The sequence below is a fragment of the Parabacteroides sp. AF17-3 genome (assembly GCF_003635445.1).
Taxonomy (GTDB): domain Bacteria; phylum Bacteroidota; class Bacteroidia; order Bacteroidales; family Tannerellaceae; genus Parabacteroides; species Parabacteroides goldsteinii.
Window position 1 is genome coordinate 102,372 of sequence record NZ_QTMM01000007.1, and the last position, 17,303, is coordinate 119,674.

Below are 17,303 nucleotides of genomic sequence, written 5' to 3' on the forward strand. Positions count from 1 at the left end.
ACATCTTAGGTTATTTTGTTATTAAAAAATCAGATCTTCGGTACAAAGATACATAACGAGATTAATTATCCCGGCATCTTATGAACTTTTCGTTATCAATGAATACGATGCAAAGATAGACAAGGCCTATTTTATAAAAGAACTCAATGGCTCCCAACGGGACTCAACGGGCACATACAGGCATTTTTTTCTTTTATTCAAAAAAACAATTGTTTTCAGTTACAAATACAACTGTTTTTGAATGCAAATACAATTGTTTTTGTGTTTGAATACAATTGTTTTTTCAGAGCCGGAAGGTTGTAAAAAAATAAAATCCTTTTTATTTATTCTTATATATAATGTAGGGAATTGACAGCCTTCAGGCAGGATGTGGTGTAAGGTGTTGAATATGAGTGTGTAAGACGTGACAGCCTTCAGGCATTTTGTTTAACTCCTGATTTTTAACCGATTATGAAATTCGCACAAAACTAGAATAAATTGGTCCGGCGCATTTATTTTCCGTTTTAAACCAAACAAGTTCCAAAAATGTTTTTAACTTAGAAGCGATAATCTTTAAATCGAAAGATCATGGGAGCAAAGAAGAATTTTGTATTGGATACCAACGTTATCTTGCATGATTACAAGTGTATCGAAAATTTTCAGGAGAATGATATCTATCTTCCTATCGTCGTTTGATTATCAGATGTTTAAGATATTGTATTCTTTACAATGATTACAGTAAATATTTGTAAAACAATCTTCATTTCATGTTAATTTGATCCTTATTTTTATCATATTATAGTCAATTTATTGATGTATGTTTGCCGAAAAATAACCGAAAAGGGCTTCTGAGGTGTTTTCGGCAAACAACTGAAAATTAAATATTTATAATATGATTTACTTGAATCCTTGTGTTCAGAAGAGTAAGAGAAGATCTGATGGATCTTATGTTGGTTACATTTGCTTTACCAAAGACAGACAAACGTATATGCACAATACGGGTATTGTTTTGAGTGCTAGTGAAGTAACAAAAAATATGGCCATTAAAAGGTGTCGTTCATTAAATCTTATCAATGAGATCGTAGTGAAGTTTCAAGCTAGAATTAATGAATTGGAATTACGCAATCTAATTGGATGCAAAAGTCTTAAGCAGATAGCAGAGTTATGCAATGCTGAGAAAAAATACGAGGTTGATGTTATTGCCGAAATATTAGATATTACAAATGGTATAAAAAATGAAAATACCAAATTTAATTATCTTACCACTCGTTCTTCATTAATAAAATACATAAAAACTGGATCATTGAATATCAATGATGTTACGCTTCGCTTTCTGAACGATTTTACTATGTTCTTACAGAATGAAGGAATGGCCCCAGCTTCTGTGCATAATTATATGACTAACTTTAAGGCTTCAATTAATAAAATTAGAAATAAATACAATAATCCAGAAATCGGTGAAATAGTTATTCCTTACAATCCCTTTGAAAGATATAAAATGCCTCCTTTACCCATATCTAAAAAAAGAGCCTTGTCTCCAAATATGATTAAAGAAATTGCATTTATTCCTGATGATCTTTATTACAAGGACCCATCAAGAAGACTTCTTAATTTTATAAGGGATATGTTTATGTTGTCTTTTTATACTAGAGGAACAAACACCATTGATTTTATGACGATGAAGAAATCTGATATAAAAAATGGAAGGCTAGAATTTGAAAGAACCAAAACCATGAATCGTAGAGCAGATCGTGCTTTTACTTCTATTAAACTAGAACCGGAAGCATTAGAAATAATATATAAGTATCCTGGTAAAGGGGATTATCTACTATGTATTGGAGAGAGATTTAGTACAGAAAAATCCTTCAGAACGGCAATTCGACAGGGAATAGTTGCTCTACGTGATTATTTGGACTTTCAAGAAATGTCTTTTTATTCGGCTCGTCATTCATGGGCTACGATTGCCCGTAATGATATTGGTGCCGATTTAGAAGATGTAGCAAAAGGCTTGAATCATAAATCTTCTCTTCCTGTGACAGACATCTATGTAAAGCAAGACTGGAGTCGGATTGATAATATAAATCGCAAAGTAATTGACTATGTTTTATATGACAAGATAGATGTATAAACAACAAAGGCTACCAATAACGGTAGCCTTCTTGCTTTTATATATGCCAGGGGTTCAAATAAGGATCATAAGACTTCTGGAAGGTTGCTACTCCCCAGTCTGTAATTTGTTGACCTGTTTTGTCTACTTTTCTAGGTATCATAGGATTTATCTTCAGTTTATTTGCTGACTCCAACCATTTCATTGATTCTTCATAATCGGCTATTCGTATTGAGGAAACATTGTTAGGAGAGATGTTTTTGGTCAAATGGTACAATGATATTCGAACCATATGCTTCTTAATATTCATGTTTCGAGGATCTTCTAATACTAAATTCTTACCAATAACCACATCATCCGAGTTTACATTCATTTTGGGATAATAGACTTCTCCCATATAAATAACATATTCATAAGGCAGTAATTCATATTTATTGTAACCTGGATCATATTCAATAATTTCTCCCCAACACTGAGGTAGTTGATTCGGCTCAACAGTTTCATCATATTCTTTCAGATCGTATAACATATAATATTTACCATCATAGCTAAATGCCTCATACAATTCATGTTCAACAGGGGTCCAATTTTGTAATTCAATCTTTTCCCAAGCACAAAGAGATGGAATGCGAATGTTATCAAAGTCATATCCATTTTCTACCAAACACTCATAAACCACTCCATTGTAATATACTAAATCTTCTGGGTAGTATGTTTTGAACTGTGAATATAAGTCAGCGTTAACTTCTTCTTGAACTTCTAAAGATTCCTTCCAGTAAATTTTATCACAAGGTACTTTATAACCATTGATCGCCCTGATCACTTTGTATATTTCATTTTCATATACTATATAAGCACCAACCGGGTAGTTTATTCTACGATCATAATCCTTGATCGCTTTTCCCTTCATAAATTCGTTTTCTATCTCATAATTTTCAATAAGATTCTCCAATATAGACATTTCAGCAGACTGTTCTGCCTGGATGTATTTGTGTTCATTACCAGGTTTAATGGTTTGTTCTAATGCTTCCTTAGTGATAATCTCAAGATAATCACTATCTAATAAAAATCGATTGTTTTTCATTAATATGTAAATTGTGGTTGAATTATTGTTGTTGTTAATAATGGACCAGTCTGTCCTCCTCTTTGATATTTACTCCAACTTTTAGAGAGAAAGGTACATAAGATATAGTCAAGACAGTCGCTGTTGTGTCCGAATCTCTCATATCTCACCTTAGTTACAGGATCAGTTACTTTTTGCTTGTTTTTTGTTCCATCTTCATTACGTAGTTGGTAAACAAGATCCTCTGTAAGTTTTCTACATCTAAGATCAATATAAATATTCCACCCGTCAAGACCATCGAATAGTTCATTGATCCAATCTATTCGATTTTTTTGAGGTGGTTGTTTGGATAGAATGTTTTGTCTTGGTCTTAATATAGTTTGATCAAGATTAGCCTGAATGATAGTAAAATTATTAACCCCATCCTCTGTCTGTGTACTTCTAGCTAAACCAGCAGGGTCCCCAGTGAGAATTATTCCTCCAATATGCTTTTGTTCTAATAGTTTCCCTTTTATATATTGTGCAAACTTTGGTGTGTTATTAAGCTTCTCTTTTGGTTTTCCTAGAAACTCTTCTAAAAAATAGACATTCTTATTTTCCCAATCTATCTGAACGGCTTCACATGACATATGTGGAAAGACATTAAAGTCAAACCCTAAGATCAATGGCTTCATTGGGTCATAAACACTTTCTTTTAGATTTGTAACAAGATGCTTATCTCCGGAAAAACCTTTATATAGGGTCATGGCATTAGCTTCAATAAAATCCCAGTTCCCATAAAGAAGTCGTTCTCTGGTGGCATTATCTTTGATTTTATTGAGCGATGATTCATAAATTTGTCGGAACTGTTCATCTGGATTATCGAATATAGAGAATCTAATAAATACTTCGCCATCTCTACATTCAACAGGATTTCCTTCTTCGTCTTGAACAAATCTATCACGAAGCCAACATGCAGCCGGGTTACATGAAAGAAACATTTTGGGAGTCTTGAATGTCTCTGATGTTTTCCAACGTATACGAGAGAACATTACGTCTGCTGCACGTTCGGATATTTCAGATGCTTCATCAACAAACACGATAGTTGCTTCCATTGAACCAAAACGTGAAAAATCTAAGTCAGCTGGAAGGTCGGCCATTTCTTTCATCATGATAACAGATTCATTCCAGAATGTAATTGTACCTTCAATATTATTAATACAGAAATTCTCATCTTCCTTCAATCCCCATTCTTTCATTACTTTCTTAATTGTAATAAAAGTAGATTCTTTCAAAGACTTGATAGTTTTACGAGCAACTACTGCACGAATATTGGGAAATCTCATACAACTACTCACAAGCCAAGCACTTCCTACATAAGAATTGTGTGTTACGAGGAAATCATCGGTGATATAAAGTTGTTCTTCGCTATCTAAAGTAATACATCGGCACTCTACTGGTTCATCTAGTTCTTCGATTGATCTGATATATCTTTTATGGACCGGTATTTGGGGACCATGTTTAAGAATATTGGATCTTGGATCGAATGAAAATCTGATATAGTACTTGATGACTTTTGTTTTCTTCTTGATTGGTTTGATACATGCTATTGCACCAAGGCTCCGAAGAATGTAAGCCAATTTATTAGCAAATTCTTCAGATCGACTTATAAATTCATACTCACCATTAGTAGTATAGCTTGCTTCATATAACAGCCCTCTAACAAAATCTTTTCTATCTTGCAGACAAGATTGTACTAATTCGTCAGGTATAGTTTTATGATATGCATTTAGAAATCGATAATGATTTGACATAATACATTTCATATATCCTCCCCAGGAAAAAGCTGATAGGGAACTGATAAACTTATTTCCAAATTCTTGTTCTTCTACTGATTGAACATATGCAAACTTCCCTTGTGATAAAAATTTCTTAAGAGTTTTAGTATCAACTATCTTGTATGTAAATTTCCCCTGAACAAAAGCACCACCTCTTGTTTTGAAATAAACTCCCCACAAATGATCATCTGTACATTCTGTAACACATCCATCGCTTGTGGTAATTCTGTTGATTTTCTTTATCCCTTGTTTATGTATAGCTATTACATTAGCAGTTTTACCATCAGGTGTAGAAACAATTGTTCCAATTTTAGTATCTCCCATAGTAATCCATCCAGTAGGAGTAAGGATTTTTGAAGTTAATGGTTGAGCCTTGCCTCCTCCAGCAGCTCCACCACCTAAAATCATCTGAGGAATATTTCTGTTTCCACAAGATGAACATTCGGGCACATACTTTTTATTTCCATGTTCATCAGTTCCAATATATGCATTTTTAATTTCTCCACCACAAAGATGACATTCTGGTTGTAATGCTTTCCATAGAGTAAATTGCTTTTCCGAAGGTGCAAATTCTATATGAAGTTCTTTGGGCGGAACTAAGGTTTTGTATCCCATTTATTTTTATGTTTTGGTTTTTATAAAGAATAGGTATATAAACAAAAAAGGGGGTTGAACACCCCCTAATTTTAAATCATCATACCTTCGTATTTCTTGATCTGTGCTTGAATTGAATCGTCAATATCAAGTAGTTTATTGTTTTCTGTAGTTAACTTTGAAATTTGTTTACTATTCTTGGCTTTAGCGGTAAGGACTTTTGTTCTAATCTTTTCTAAACGTTTGATTAACTTAGTGAAGATACTATTTACTGAGTTGAGTTCTGAAGTATAAATACTAGACTCTTGTTTCCAAAACATTGCTTTTTCTAACATACTACTTTTTTATTTTTTGATTTCTATGAATTCTGAATAATTTAGTTTTACATATGGATTGTCGCTTAATACAACCTGGTTAACTCCTTTTACTCCCCATCTAAGCCACAAGAATTTATATTTGTACACCAGGTACAAATATTGTTTTAGTTTAACCTGGAGGCTTAAATCAGCTAAAATAGAATCATTAGTAATAACCCCTCTAAACATTCTATATTCATTTGATAAATCGAATGTCTTAACTAATAGGGGAGTGTTATTCTTAATTATGGTACTATCTTTTATTGGAGTTTTAATCGGAACTTCAATTGAAATGTCGTGTTTCATTGAGGCTTTGATTTGTTTAAGTTTTAACCCCAAATCTTTAATAGTTTTTATGTCATCATCTCTATACTTTTTGTACTCAGTTAAAGTTAGTTGTAGCCTGGATGATTCTATCACTTGCCTGGTTGAGTCTAATTTATATTGGTGTATATTTGATAAAAGAGCTTCTGTGTTTTCTTTATATTTATCTCTTGACTCAACAAGTTTCTTTCTATCAGCTAATAACAAACCACATACTAGTACACTTAGAACTGAACAGATAATGAGGTATTTATTCATCAGGATTTACAATGCACCAATCTTCACTTAACATATCAGTCTGAGAAGCTAACCATCCATTACATATAGATCCATCTGCACATTTCATACAGATATATGCTCCGAATTTTACTTCAGTGGTGTTAGGGTTTACAAGAACTTTCGTTTTAAACGAATCAGGAAGAGACTTTGCTCTTACAATTACATCAAGCGGTAAAGTGTCTTCAGGTCTCATAAATAAATACATCTTTTTCCCGTTCCAACCGGTTCTAGAAACTAAGAATCCCTTTTTCAAATATTCTATGGCATCTCCAAAAGTCATATTTTTTGTTTCATCTCTGTATCGGTCTTTAAACTCTTTGCATCCAATCCACTCTTGAAATCCATCAATGTCTGTTACTAAAAATCCATCAAAGCTTTTATAATCCTCACAAGATTCTTCCCCTTGTGAAATACGATAAGCGTCAGCAGTCATTGGTACCGCATTGACATTTCTTGTTGTAATATACATGTTCTGTTATTTTATTAATGATACGTAATCTAAATCTATAAACCATTCTTGTTCATCTTCTGGTAATCCTGTAACTCTTACCATAAAACCCCTGTTACGTCTAGCGGGGGAGTTTAATACCTGGGTGATAATACCTAGTTTCCCAGATAAAAATTTCAGATTGACATCAGGAATGTCACCAATCTGAACTACATCATCTACTTTTAACTCCATTCGTTTTTATAATTTTTGTTTTGTTGAAAAATTGATTGTATTCTTTAATTCGTCTTTGTCTAATTGACGGGATTAATTTTTTCTTATAATAGCAAAACCCTATATATTCATGATAAATATTTCTATCTCCATTTTTTATTTTATTAGCTAATCTGGAGGACAAAACCTTGTTTTCTCCTATATTGTAGGCCAACATCCCAAGTAACAATGAGTCTTTACCGAATCCTTTAAATACTATACATTTGGATTGTAAGTCATTTATAACCAATAGTCTTGCAAATTCTTTTGAAATGTTGTGATTGAAATTATCGTTCTTTGTTAGTTTGTGACCGTAGCCCACATAAGGATAGTTTTGTTTATCGTGCCAGCCTTCATGTGCAATTATAAAATCTACAGCTTCTTCAAATAAATCGGTTTCAATTGCTTGAGTAGTAATAGGGTTGTCATCAGCACAAATGAAAGGGAATATAAAGATGATAACCGCTATTGCAAGCAGTTTTATTTTCAATTATGTAATATGATTAATTGTATTTTGAACCGGAAGTATGGTTCTCATTTGAATGATACAAAGGTAGAAATAAAAAAAGAGTTATCAAAATAATATGACAACTCTTTTTGATTAAAATTATCTTTTTTCTTTCAGAATAGATTTGATATCAGAACGTATTTCTTTGATATCATCTCTTATTGCTGTTACTTGTGTCATCGTAGCCTCAAATACTGATTTGTCAAGTTTTATATCATCTATTTTTTTGTATTGATCGTCTACTTTAACTTCTAATAAATTGTATTTATGGTCAAGTTCTTTTAGCTTGTTCATGTTCTCTGTATGCTGAACATAGAGAGTGACAAAAAAACAAATAACCATTACTACAAGCCGGAGGTTGTTTAATAGAAAATTTTTCATAGTGGTGTGATGGTTTCTGGTGACGTTGTTATTATTATTTGCATTGCTTCTGAAAAAGCACGAATTAGTGTTATTGATATTTCTGTATTCCATATTCCGTAGGCAACAAGTAAAAGTATAATAAATATGTATATTGCTCTTTCTATTTGTTTTTGAGTAAATTTATGCATTTTTCTGAGGTACTATAACATTAAATGTAACATTGTTTTCTCCATTAATGGTTACACCAGATCCATCGCCGGTCTTAAAGCCACAAATATCTGCAATCGCTTTAGCTGCATTAACGCTGACTGCTCGCAATGGAGCTGGAGATAAATCTACTCCCCATTTATCTTTGTATTTAGCTTCGCGTGTCTCATCCATAACAGAAAAAAGAGTTTCGATTACTCTCATTTTCCTGTATAAATTTTGTTCATCGCTGTCAAATTGATTTTTCATTATCTCCCTAATCCTATTAGCTATTGCTGGAGATGCTAATAATTTATTTGAATCTATAGCAACCTGTCGTTTATTAGTATATCCAAATACTTCTTTATATACTGCTACTGGATTTCCTGAGAGTTCTTTTCCTCCAGAACAAAAAAGTTGGCAGAATCTTTCTTCTTCTTCTGATAAAAGGTCTATTGAAGATATTGATTGAATATCAGATGCCATCTGTTTTTGTAATATTTGATTTCCCTTCAAAGAAGGAATTTTGATTGTTTCTTTCTTATCCATAATCCTATATTGAATTTAAGAAACAGGGAGATAATACATATATCCCCCCGTTTTCTAAGAATAGGGTTATGGACTAACCCTTGTTTTTGAATTTCATATCTTCTAATATAGTTTCAAACAATGCTTTAAAAAAAACGTTTGACATGGCCTGGCATGCATATTCGGCATCATCTAATGAATTGATTCGATCCATATTGAATTTTGTTTTTATTCCATATCCAGATATTTCAGCAATCATTTCATTTCCATCTTCTGAAGATACACCATAAACAATAAGGTCTGAGTGAGCATTAAATGTTACTTTTTCTTCCATCTTCAGATTTTAAAATGTTTTCGTGTCTTTTCTGCTTGCTTTATTAAACCAGAACTATCTCCTTCCAAACCATTTCTCATTCGATTGGTAAGAATTGTAAATATCCCAGAAGTAGCTTCTACGTCTGCCATAGAAGAGTGAGCATCAACTAGATCAATTTTTAACTTTTCAGCTATTACCTCCAATTTGTGACTAGTTACTTCCGGGTCATTAGCAAAAACTATCCTACTTAATGGTAACGTATCAATAATTGTAGGTCTGAAATTGCCATATATGTCTTTATCTCCTTGGAACAATGATGCAAACTCTTTCATTTTACCAGTATAAATGAAGAATTGATATAGCATGTTTATGTCAAATGGAATGTTTTGTCCGACAATAATTGGTTTATATGCTTTTGACTTACCTAATGTACTATTGGAAATGAAAGCAATAAAGCTGTCAGCAACTTCAAAAATATCCTTACCATTCTTTTTTAGAAAATCAAACGATAATCCAGTAACATCCAATGCTCTTTGGTTATATTCGAAATATGATTCTTCTTCTTTATCAATTTCTCTTTTTGTTCGGAGCTTCTTTGCCGGATTAGGATTAAAATTTCCTTTTGGGTATGGCTTGATATATTCATCAAACTGTCCAATTATTTCAAATGTATCTAGGCGAATCATCTGACATGAAAGCTGGGTGATAGCACATGTTGTAGGATCTAATCCTCCAGTCTCTGTATCAAGAATACAAGCCGTATATATCTGTTCTTCTTTCTGTACTGCCATTATAAACTAAGAGATTTAAGTATTTTTTCGTTGAATTCTTCTATTGTACCGTTGTTTTCAATAATACAGTCATAGAATTCTTCTGGTAATCTTTTTCTTGAGTTGTCTCTTTTTATCCTTTCTTTGGAAACACCGGATTTACGTCTGTTTTCTTCATTGCGTTTTATATAAACAGGAATTATCTGATACATTAGAAAATTAGTATGGGATAGACTTTTTAAACCAGCTTCATCAATTACATAAGAACAAATTTGGTTTCTTTGGATATCTGAATGGAGAGCACCGTATTGATAATCCCCATATCTAGTATATGCAATGAAGTCTCTATCGTTATGAAATTTGTTCATCATTTTTGTACTAACAAACCAATGGTCAACTCCATCTATTTCACCATTTCTTATTGGTCTGTCGGTATAAGAAACTATAGACTTGATCCCCATAGTTTTTTCAAGATATTGACTCATGTATGTTTTGCCGCTTCCTGATTGGCCAACAATACAAATAATGATAGGTTTCATTCGCCTAGTACAGTCAAATAAGAATTATTCCCCGTGATTCTATTTTTCAAGCAAATATTCACCTGGTAATCTTCAAAAATATAATTGAGTGCATTTTTTACTATTTTACCCACCGAATTGCAGTCATCAAAAGCTCTGTTTGTTCTAGCTTTAGCTACAGCATCTTCTTCTTCACGTGTTAATGTTAATCTATACGTAGTATTACTATTTACTATATGATAGGGATTGTTCTTTAATCCTCTCATCTTCAATACTACTGCTAAATCTTCATTAGATAGGCGCATTCTTCTTTTCTTAGTTTTCTTCATTTGTTTAAACAATTTCTATAAGTGAACCTTTATACCCTTGTAAAATATTCTGCGATGAGAAATCACTCCATTTCACCATGCAGCTCATCAGTATTATTTTATCTTTTGCGTTTGTCAACTTCAACTTATTTTGTTCATATGCTTCCGGCCAAAGAAGTAATTCTATTAGCTCGTTGTTTTGTTGAAGATACAAGGTCGCAAATGCTTTTTTCTCTTTAGTTTCTTTATCTACATAACTCTTTTCTTTGATTTCTACAATTGTTGCACATATAATCGCTTTATTACCGTCCATCATCATATCTCGACATTGAGCGATGTCTTTGTAACTAATGTTTCTGATTTTACCTTTAAAATCCGAATTGTCGTAAACTCTTCGATAATCAACACTACCAATCCCACTGATTGCAATTTGAAGCATAGACCAGAAATAATGCTGAGAGATTTTATCTTCAGGAAAATCGTTCTCTGATATTTCGAAACCAATTATTTCTGATGCTTTTTGTAATAGTGCATACCTTTCAATAACGGATAATGCATTTTCAACTTTGTCGAAGCATCCGGAAAGAATCAAATTTTTAACCTGGCGAGAGTTCACCGGGCACCTATCTTCACCTGGGAGCTTAAGTAATTTCTTTCTAAAGATTCTTCGACAGAAATCTTCTAATGAACTATATGGACCATTTTTGTCTCGTTCAGAAATGATATAGTTTACACTTTCTCCACCAACAAACTTAATTCTTGATAATGACCAAAAAATCTCATTAGTTTTATAGTCTGTAATAAATTCAATGTTAGATACATTAATGTCTGGATGAACTATCTTACACGAAGAAGCCTGTTCCATTTCAGCCATAAGAGATGAGATGTTTTCATCTTTTGCATATTCTAATGCTACCGTATAAAAGGCTGTTGGATAGTTAGCTTTATACCAAGCACCAATGTATGCTGTAAGAGCGTAAGCTGTTGCATGAGAATTACATGTAACAATTCCATTTCCAGTACAGAAAGTATGGTATGGGTTTTCCATTTCAACGTCATATACTTCATCAAATCCTATACTTTCAATAGACACAATATTTCTTAGTTCAGTATATAGACCTCTTTTTCCCATTTTTGTACGCCCCATATTGTAATGTGCTTTCTTGTGACAAGACACACAAAGGGTCATAAGGTTTTCAAAATTGCAATTAGCATGGTTTCCATCAATGTGATGTATTTCCAATCTATTGGAACTTTTATCACATTGTTCACAACTATCTTTCATCATGAACTTTCTATAATGCTCAAATTTTACATAATCGGAATCAGGTCTTTCTATAAACCCCATATGACCTTTTTTAGAATTAAGTTCATATGAAATAATGTTATCATTATTATGATATGTTTCGTTGTTATATTTACCCTTGTCTGTAAAACGATATACAGTATCTTGACTAATGTGCCCTATATTAACATACATCTGATCAACACCAACTATCAATTCATCTGTTCTTTTTAATCCATTTGACGTTGGGTGTTTATGATTACATGTAACATCTATTGTCTTACCATCATCGAGAGTAATTCGGTATAATTCTTTAACACCCATATAACGAATATCTCTGATTCTGTTTGATACTAGTTTGTTTTCTTCATTTAAAGAAAATCCTATTCCATATCCATAAGTTACATATTTTACTCTTAGATCAACATGCTTTGTTTCTTTTGCATAGTTTTGATCATTCATGATCTTATACATTTCTCCTATAGTCGGTTTCCATTTACCACCATGAGGTCTATAGATCATCTCTTTTCCCGATATACATTTATTAAACAGATAAGTTCCAGCTGATTCGAACATGCGCCAAATTGCTTGTGCATCTTCATCAGGACACCCCTTAGATTTAGCTCCGGTCATGAATTTATCTTTCATAGCAAGAATCTTATCTACTTTCTTTTTACTGATGTGTTTTACAAGATGAACCCCTTCAGCCAATGAAAATCCGCCAATTTCACGTGCCATTCGAGCTAAATCTTCTTGATAACAGAGTTGGGCGAAAGTTTCTTTCAAAATATCATAGGTCCCCCATAAGTAAACTGGTTCTTTTGTCCCATTTTTACAATCAACATAATTTTCAGTTGATCCTGATTCAATAGTTGCAGGTCTGAATAGTGCATTTGCAGCAATTAAATCTGTAATTGATTCTGGTTTCATATCCATTACAAATTTTGTCATACCTGCTGATCCAAACTGGAAAATATTTTGCGTATAACCGTTTACAAATAGACGATAAACCTTCTCATCTTCAAGTTTATCTGTGATGATATTTAAGAACGAGGTTTTATCCGAATACATTTGTACTACGAGATCATGTATTTTTTGAAGCTTTGTTAACTCCTTAATCCCAAGACAGTCATTCTTCAGTAGTCCCACTTCATCAATAGATGCTCCATCAATCTCAGATACCAATATGTCATCAATTTTCTTTACCGGCAAGAAATCGAAACATTCCATTGTTTTCCCATTTTTAATCTCAGGGGTAATAACAATTGCTGAAGCATGAACAGAAGAGGAGCGAGGCTGATTCATCAATGTACGAATATCTTCAATAACTCTAGGGTATGTTTCAATGAATGATCTAACTTTCTTATTTGTATATGCAAGTTTGAATAGTCCTGTATAGTCCATTGCATCATCATCAATGATCTTGTTGATGTAATTTACCTCCATTACTGGTACATGATGAACTCTAGCAACATCTTTTAGAACAGCTTTAATTTTCATTGTTGTAAAAGTACCGGCACTAAAAACTCTTTGTAGACCATTCTTATTATATCGTCTTTCAAGATATTCTTTAACTTCTTGCCGACGATCCGATTGATAATCGATATCCACATCTGGAAGGGAACCTGACTCACCTTGCAGATACCCCTTCCCAACACAGCAATCGATGACTGGTATCACATTTGCTGACTTTTTCAGCTTAATTGATTCTACTAGCATTAATTTTTATTGTCGTTTTTATATGCATCTTCCCAGCCATCTCTTGATAATACTTCTTCCAGGCTATAATTCATAAATACTGCTCTTACCATATGAGCTGGAGAAACATAACTTTTCCCGTTTGACAAATTATTTATTGTGATCTTTGTTGTTTTTTCAATGATTCCCATCGAAAGTTCAAACTTTACAATAGTACCTTCTTGAAGATCCTTGTAGAATCTCGATGATGTCCTACGTCTTACTTCAGTAATTCTGTAAGTACCACTTGTTAATTTAATTGGTTTCATTTCCTTCTTCTGTTTTAGGTGACTGTTCGTTCCGTTTATTTCTCATAAATTTTACAACCTTCCGGTCGCAACTGATTTGATCTTTGCTAAACATTGAGATCAGATGCATATTTTCTAAAGTTCTGCACCTACTTAATGCTACATATACTTGTCCTGAAGCAAATGATCTTCCTGCATCGATGATCACTTTGTCAAATGTTAAGCCTTGACTTTTATGGATCGTAATAGCCCAAGCTAATCTGATAGGAAGTTGAGTACATTTACCTATGGATTCACGTTTGATCTTTCCACTTTCAGCATCATGACTGAATTTATTGTTGTCCCAGGTATGAGGTTTTACTTCTATTGATAAACCATTTTCCAGTTTTACTACAACATTTTTTTCTTTAGTTTCTGGATCAATATCAATGTATTCAACAGTGCCAATTGTTCCGTTACAAAATCTTTGATCTGGATCATTAATAAGAAACATGACCTGTGAGCCTTCTTTTAATCTTAAAATCATGTCGCAAGGAATAGAATTGTTATTAAACTCTCCTTCAGTCAAGCAATTGAATACATGTTCTTTTGAACTTAGTTTGGATAACTCTTTCGCGTTGATCTTGTCTGCTTTTGAATTGTGAGAGCAAACTGTGATCATGTTTTCTTCAGACTTAAATCGGGGTTGACATTTTTTATTAAGAACACTAAAGCTCTCCTTAGAAATAGTGCCCATTCTGACTTCATTTAATATATTAATGAAGACGGGATCTTTCTGTCGATAAATCTTATCCAGTTCTATCATTTTGAACCCACTAAGTTTCAGTGCCCATGAATCAAAGAAATAGAATGATTGATATAAATCAGAGAGTATTTCTTCTTCTTCTTTTTTGATAATAGGACTTAATTGGAATAAGTCTCCGAACATGACCACCTGAACGCCACCGAACATTTTATTATTACATCCACGGTGAACACAAAGGATATCATTGATAGCGTCCAGTAAATCTGCTCTAACCATACTGATTTCATCAATAATCAAAGTGTTCATGTTTTTCAAGACTGCAATTTTATCAGGTCTTAAACCATAACTGTCTAGTCCAGGATATGTATTTTTGCCTACGATGTTCGGTCTGAATGGTCCGAAGGGTACACCGAACTGGGAATGGATTGTTGTACCACCGGCATTAATTGCTGCAATACCTGTTGGAGATACTACTGTAATGTTTTTATCGCAATTTTCAACTAGGTAATGAAGCAATGTGGTTTTACCGGTCCCTGCTTTACCTGTAATAAACAAGTTTTCATTTGTATTGCATACTAGATCGTATGCTTCTTTCATTCTAGGATTATCCTCTAAGTTTATGTTCATAATTCATTAATTGTCCATAATACATCTCTATTGTCAAATATGATATCATCTCCTGGTATCAATTCATCAGCATAAATAATTATATCTTCTCCACCTCGATTTACAATTAGTTGAGCATCTCGATCGAATTTGTATTTTCGACCATTCATTTCTATTTCTACAAACTCCTTTGTAGGTACTGAATCTTTAATGATTGTAACATCTGTTTCGTACAACCCTGATCTATCTGGAAGTAAGAAACGCTCAAAAATTAAATTGTACTTAAGAGGGTCAAGTTTAGTGATTCCCATAAGATAAAGTAGAAGACATCCACCACCAGAACCGCGAGAAATACCAACCATGATATTGTTCTCAGTAGCCCAGTTGACAGTATCGTATTGAACGAGAAAATAATCTATGTTATTTGTTGATTCAATTACGTATTTTTCATACTCCATCCTTTTACGATACAAATCTTCTTGTCCTTTAGGAACCAATCGTTTAAAACCTTCTTCAAGAATTTGATTGAACATGTTATGCCGAGAACCATACTTTTTTATTTCATCTGAAGTCATGTCGTATTGTGGCATGAAGTTTCTATCTGTTTCATAAGCAGCTTTGGCTCCTTCAGCAATCTTGATTGTATTTGTACATAGTTCCTCGAACAGTGATTCTTTATCCCAGTCGTCTGAAAATAATTCATCAAGCACAGAATATAGTTCATCTTGATCTTTAAAATACTGCTCTTCGCTTTGCATATGAGCAGCACCATCGGCTACTTTGTTCAGAATTATTTTATTTTTGGCATCTTCTTTATCGAGATAATAGTTGTCACATATTAGAACTGGATGGATTTCGTAATACAAATTATCGTAGTACATCTTAATTGCTTCAAGATATGCTTTATCAAAGCGATCAGCTTTGAACTCTGTAAGATCAACCTGGTAATAAATTCCTTTGGCACAGTGTTCTAAATTCCTTATTTTACTAAGGTTTTCAGAAATCCAGTTTATAGAAAGAGTTCCAAATACAACAATGTTTCCAGGTACATACTCTATCAATCGAGAATATGAGATAGTTTTAGTATCGCTATCAACATTGATCTCTTTTTGGATTCTGAGAAGATTCTGAAGACCATCATTTGTTTGACAATAAATCTTTACAGGGATAATAATGTCTCCATCTTTCATATCTAGGGTATATCCTATCACATATCTTATTTCCGCTTTCTTACATTCTTTCTGAAGTACAAGGGATGCGGCCATAGTATTCTTATCACATATGCCGATGGCTGTGTGATCTAGATACTTAGCTTTCTTAACCCATTCAGATACCTGGAAAGATCCTTGTAAAAGTTCGAATGGAGTATGTATTCCAAGATTAACAAATTGTTCATTGTGTTTAATAGGAGTTCTTTTACCGATATATTTGAGAATGTTAAGTGAAAACTTTTCCCGTAAATCATAATAATACCAGTTATTTCCGAATTGGAAACAGGTGAAATATATTTCTTCTTGGAAAAGAGTTTCTTGTGTCTCCATCAGGTTAAAGATAACTTCACCAGTGTTATCTTTCCGGAATATGGAGTCTACTTCATTTAGATCATTAATGAATAGCTTACCAAAATTCTCGATTTCGATTACATCGTCATCGATTTGTTTATAAGATATTTTGTTTATAGATAGCCATTCAGACAGACTTTCTACCACACTTTATACATCTGGAAGAAATTACAGACATCTTTTGCAGATTCTGAAAGTCCATAAAAGAACGATGATATAAAACCATCTTCATCTATTTTATGGAAAGTATAGTGAAAAGCTCTTGCGAGTGGTGTGATAAAAACCAATATCCAGAACAATGGATTCCACCATCTAGGGTAGAATAAATTCCATAGAAAATTCTCTTCAATCAATTCTTTCCAGTCGCTACTTTTATTGGCGTATGTTTTGTTTTGTTGTGACAT

General features: G+C 33.0%; 19 protein-coding genes and 1 pseudogene. 2 read left to right on the forward strand and 18 right to left on the reverse strand.

What is annotated here, in order from left to right; all coding sequences use genetic code 11:
* Nucleotides 1-567: 567 nt before the first annotated feature.
* Both DWW91_RS10885 and DWW91_RS10890 read left to right on the forward strand, forming a co-directional pair.
* A pseudogene (locus DWW91_RS10885) lies at nucleotides 568-672 on the forward strand (PIN domain-containing protein); the annotation flags it as partial.
* A gap of 199 nt (nucleotides 673-871) precedes the next feature.
* Nucleotides 872-2,107, forward strand: a complete 1,236-nt coding sequence (locus DWW91_RS10890) for a site-specific integrase (protein ID WP_122327692.1) — start codon at nucleotides 872-874, stop codon at nucleotides 2,105-2,107.
* A 37-nt stretch (nucleotides 2,108-2,144) separates the two neighbouring features.
* On the opposite strand, the gene DWW91_RS10895 is transcribed toward DWW91_RS10890, so the two are convergent.
* The 18 genes from DWW91_RS10895 to DWW91_RS10980 form a co-directional block, all read right to left on the reverse strand.
* Nucleotides 2,145-3,170, reverse strand: coding sequence for a hypothetical protein (locus DWW91_RS10895; RefSeq protein ID WP_122327693.1), 1,026 nt, complete (start codon nucleotides 3,168-3,170; stop codon nucleotides 2,145-2,147).
* Nucleotides 3,170-4,954 (reverse strand): phage terminase large subunit, encoded by a 1,785-nt coding sequence (locus DWW91_RS10900; protein WP_370449575.1) that lies wholly within the window; start codon nucleotides 4,952-4,954, stop codon nucleotides 3,170-3,172. The genes DWW91_RS10895 and DWW91_RS10900 overlap by 1 nt, the downstream gene beginning before the upstream one ends.
* Nucleotides 4,955-5,652: 698 nt before the next feature.
* Entirely contained in the window at nucleotides 5,653-5,895 is a 243-nt protein-coding gene (locus DWW91_RS10905; RefSeq protein WP_122327694.1) for a hypothetical protein, read from the reverse strand.
* Nucleotides 5,896-5,904: 9 nt separating this feature from the next.
* Nucleotides 5,905-6,498, reverse strand: a complete 594-nt coding sequence (locus DWW91_RS10910; RefSeq protein WP_122327695.1) for a DUF6549 family protein — start codon at nucleotides 6,496-6,498, stop codon at nucleotides 5,905-5,907.
* Entirely contained in the window at nucleotides 6,491-6,988 is a 498-nt protein-coding gene (locus tag DWW91_RS10915; RefSeq protein WP_233584463.1) for a DUF2829 domain-containing protein, read from the reverse strand. Before DWW91_RS10915 ends, DWW91_RS10910 begins: the two co-directional genes overlap by 8 nt.
* Before the next feature lie 6 nt (nucleotides 6,989-6,994).
* Nucleotides 6,995-7,201 carry a hypothetical protein gene (locus DWW91_RS10920; RefSeq protein ID WP_122327696.1) on the reverse strand — a complete coding sequence of 69 codons (207 nt, stop codon included), beginning with the start codon at nucleotides 7,199-7,201 and terminating at the stop codon, nucleotides 6,995-6,997.
* Nucleotides 7,182-7,709 (reverse strand): glycoside hydrolase, encoded by a 528-nt coding sequence (locus DWW91_RS10925; protein WP_233584464.1) that lies wholly within the window; start codon nucleotides 7,707-7,709, stop codon nucleotides 7,182-7,184. Before DWW91_RS10925 ends, DWW91_RS10920 begins: the two co-directional genes overlap by 20 nt.
* 117 nt (nucleotides 7,710-7,826) lie before the next feature.
* Nucleotides 7,827-8,108 (reverse strand): hypothetical protein, encoded by a 282-nt coding sequence (locus tag DWW91_RS10930; RefSeq protein WP_122327697.1) that lies wholly within the window; start codon nucleotides 8,106-8,108, stop codon nucleotides 7,827-7,829.
* A gap of 162 nt (nucleotides 8,109-8,270) precedes the next feature.
* On the reverse strand, nucleotides 8,271-8,825 hold the full coding sequence (locus DWW91_RS10935) for a hypothetical protein (protein WP_122327698.1): 555 nt from the start codon (nucleotides 8,823-8,825) through the stop codon (nucleotides 8,271-8,273).
* Nucleotides 8,826-8,898: 73 nt separating this feature from the next.
* On the reverse strand, nucleotides 8,899-9,138 hold the full coding sequence (locus DWW91_RS10940) for a hypothetical protein (protein ID WP_122327699.1): 240 nt from the start codon (nucleotides 9,136-9,138) through the stop codon (nucleotides 8,899-8,901).
* Between the two features lie 2 nt (nucleotides 9,139-9,140).
* The gene (locus DWW91_RS10945) at nucleotides 9,141-9,911 is read right to left on the reverse strand and encodes a PolC-type DNA polymerase III (protein WP_122327700.1); all 771 of its coding nucleotides are present in this window, start codon (nucleotides 9,909-9,911) and stop codon (nucleotides 9,141-9,143) included.
* A complete protein-coding gene (locus DWW91_RS10950; RefSeq protein ID WP_122327701.1) occupies nucleotides 9,911-10,429 on the reverse strand; it encodes a guanylate kinase in 519 nt (172 codons plus the stop codon). Before DWW91_RS10950 ends, DWW91_RS10945 begins: the two co-directional genes overlap by 1 nt.
* A complete protein-coding gene (locus DWW91_RS10955) occupies nucleotides 10,426-10,737 on the reverse strand; it encodes a hypothetical protein (protein WP_122327702.1) in 312 nt (103 codons plus the stop codon). Before DWW91_RS10955 ends, DWW91_RS10950 begins: the two co-directional genes overlap by 4 nt.
* A gap of 4 nt (nucleotides 10,738-10,741) precedes the next feature.
* Entirely contained in the window at nucleotides 10,742-13,720 is a 2,979-nt protein-coding gene (locus tag DWW91_RS10960) for a DNA polymerase III subunit alpha (RefSeq protein WP_122327703.1), read from the reverse strand.
* Nucleotides 13,720-14,007 carry a hypothetical protein gene (locus tag DWW91_RS10965; RefSeq protein WP_122327704.1) on the reverse strand — a complete coding sequence of 96 codons (288 nt, stop codon included), beginning with the start codon at nucleotides 14,005-14,007 and terminating at the stop codon, nucleotides 13,720-13,722. Before DWW91_RS10965 ends, DWW91_RS10960 begins: the two co-directional genes overlap by 1 nt.
* Nucleotides 13,994-15,358 (reverse strand): ATP-dependent RecD-like DNA helicase, encoded by a 1,365-nt coding sequence (locus DWW91_RS10970; RefSeq protein WP_122327705.1) that lies wholly within the window; start codon nucleotides 15,356-15,358, stop codon nucleotides 13,994-13,996. The genes DWW91_RS10965 and DWW91_RS10970 overlap by 14 nt, the downstream gene beginning before the upstream one ends.
* Nucleotides 15,355-17,046, reverse strand: coding sequence for a PHP domain-containing protein (locus DWW91_RS10975; RefSeq protein WP_122327706.1), 1,692 nt, complete (start codon nucleotides 17,044-17,046; stop codon nucleotides 15,355-15,357). The genes DWW91_RS10970 and DWW91_RS10975 overlap by 4 nt, the downstream gene beginning before the upstream one ends.
* On the reverse strand, nucleotides 17,040-17,303 hold the full coding sequence (locus tag DWW91_RS10980) for a hypothetical protein (RefSeq protein ID WP_122327707.1): 264 nt from the start codon (nucleotides 17,301-17,303) through the stop codon (nucleotides 17,040-17,042). The genes DWW91_RS10975 and DWW91_RS10980 overlap by 7 nt, the downstream gene beginning before the upstream one ends.

What these genes read in the sequence shown, in the direction of transcription:
- DWW91_RS10890 (WP_122327692.1), top strand. Translation starts at nt 872, where the DNA reads ATGATTTACTTGAATCCTTGTGTTCAGAAGAGTAAGAGAAGATCTGAT.
- DWW91_RS10895 (WP_122327693.1), bottom strand. Translation starts at nt 3,170, where the DNA reads ATGAAAAACAATCGATTTTTATTAGATAGTGATTATCTTGAGATTATC.
- DWW91_RS10900 (WP_370449575.1), bottom strand. Translation starts at nt 4,954, where the DNA reads ATGAAATGTATTATGTCAAATCATTATCGATTTCTAAATGCATATCAT.
- DWW91_RS10905 (WP_122327694.1), bottom strand. Translation starts at nt 5,895, where the DNA reads ATGTTAGAAAAAGCAATGTTTTGGAAACAAGAGTCTAGTATTTATACT.
- DWW91_RS10910 (WP_122327695.1), bottom strand. Translation starts at nt 6,498, where the DNA reads ATGAATAAATACCTCATTATCTGTTCAGTTCTAAGTGTACTAGTATGT.
- DWW91_RS10915 (WP_233584463.1), bottom strand. Translation starts at nt 6,988, where the DNA reads ATGTATATTACAACAAGAAATGTCAATGCGGTACCAATGACTGCTGAC.
- DWW91_RS10920 (WP_122327696.1), bottom strand. Translation starts at nt 7,201, where the DNA reads ATGGAGTTAAAAGTAGATGATGTAGTTCAGATTGGTGACATTCCTGAT.
- DWW91_RS10930 (WP_122327697.1), bottom strand. Translation starts at nt 8,108, where the DNA reads ATGAAAAATTTTCTATTAAACAACCTCCGGCTTGTAGTAATGGTTATT.
- DWW91_RS10935 (WP_122327698.1), bottom strand. Translation starts at nt 8,825, where the DNA reads ATGGATAAGAAAGAAACAATCAAAATTCCTTCTTTGAAGGGAAATCAA.
- DWW91_RS10940 (WP_122327699.1), bottom strand. Translation starts at nt 9,138, where the DNA reads ATGGAAGAAAAAGTAACATTTAATGCTCACTCAGACCTTATTGTTTAT.
- DWW91_RS10945 (WP_122327700.1), bottom strand. Translation starts at nt 9,911, where the DNA reads ATGGCAGTACAGAAAGAAGAACAGATATATACGGCTTGTATTCTTGAT.
- DWW91_RS10950 (WP_122327701.1), bottom strand. Translation starts at nt 10,429, where the DNA reads ATGAAACCTATCATTATTTGTATTGTTGGCCAATCAGGAAGCGGCAAA.
- DWW91_RS10955 (WP_122327702.1), bottom strand. Translation starts at nt 10,737, where the DNA reads ATGAAGAAAACTAAGAAAAGAAGAATGCGCCTATCTAATGAAGATTTA.
- DWW91_RS10960 (WP_122327703.1), bottom strand. Translation starts at nt 13,720, where the DNA reads ATGCTAGTAGAATCAATTAAGCTGAAAAAGTCAGCAAATGTGATACCA.
- DWW91_RS10965 (WP_122327704.1), bottom strand. Translation starts at nt 14,007, where the DNA reads ATGAAACCAATTAAATTAACAAGTGGTACTTACAGAATTACTGAAGTA.
- DWW91_RS10970 (WP_122327705.1), bottom strand. Translation starts at nt 15,358, where the DNA reads ATGAACATAAACTTAGAGGATAATCCTAGAATGAAAGAAGCATACGAT.
- DWW91_RS10980 (WP_122327707.1), bottom strand. Translation starts at nt 17,303, where the DNA reads ATGTCACAACAAAACAAAACATACGCCAATAAAAGTAGCGACTGGAAA.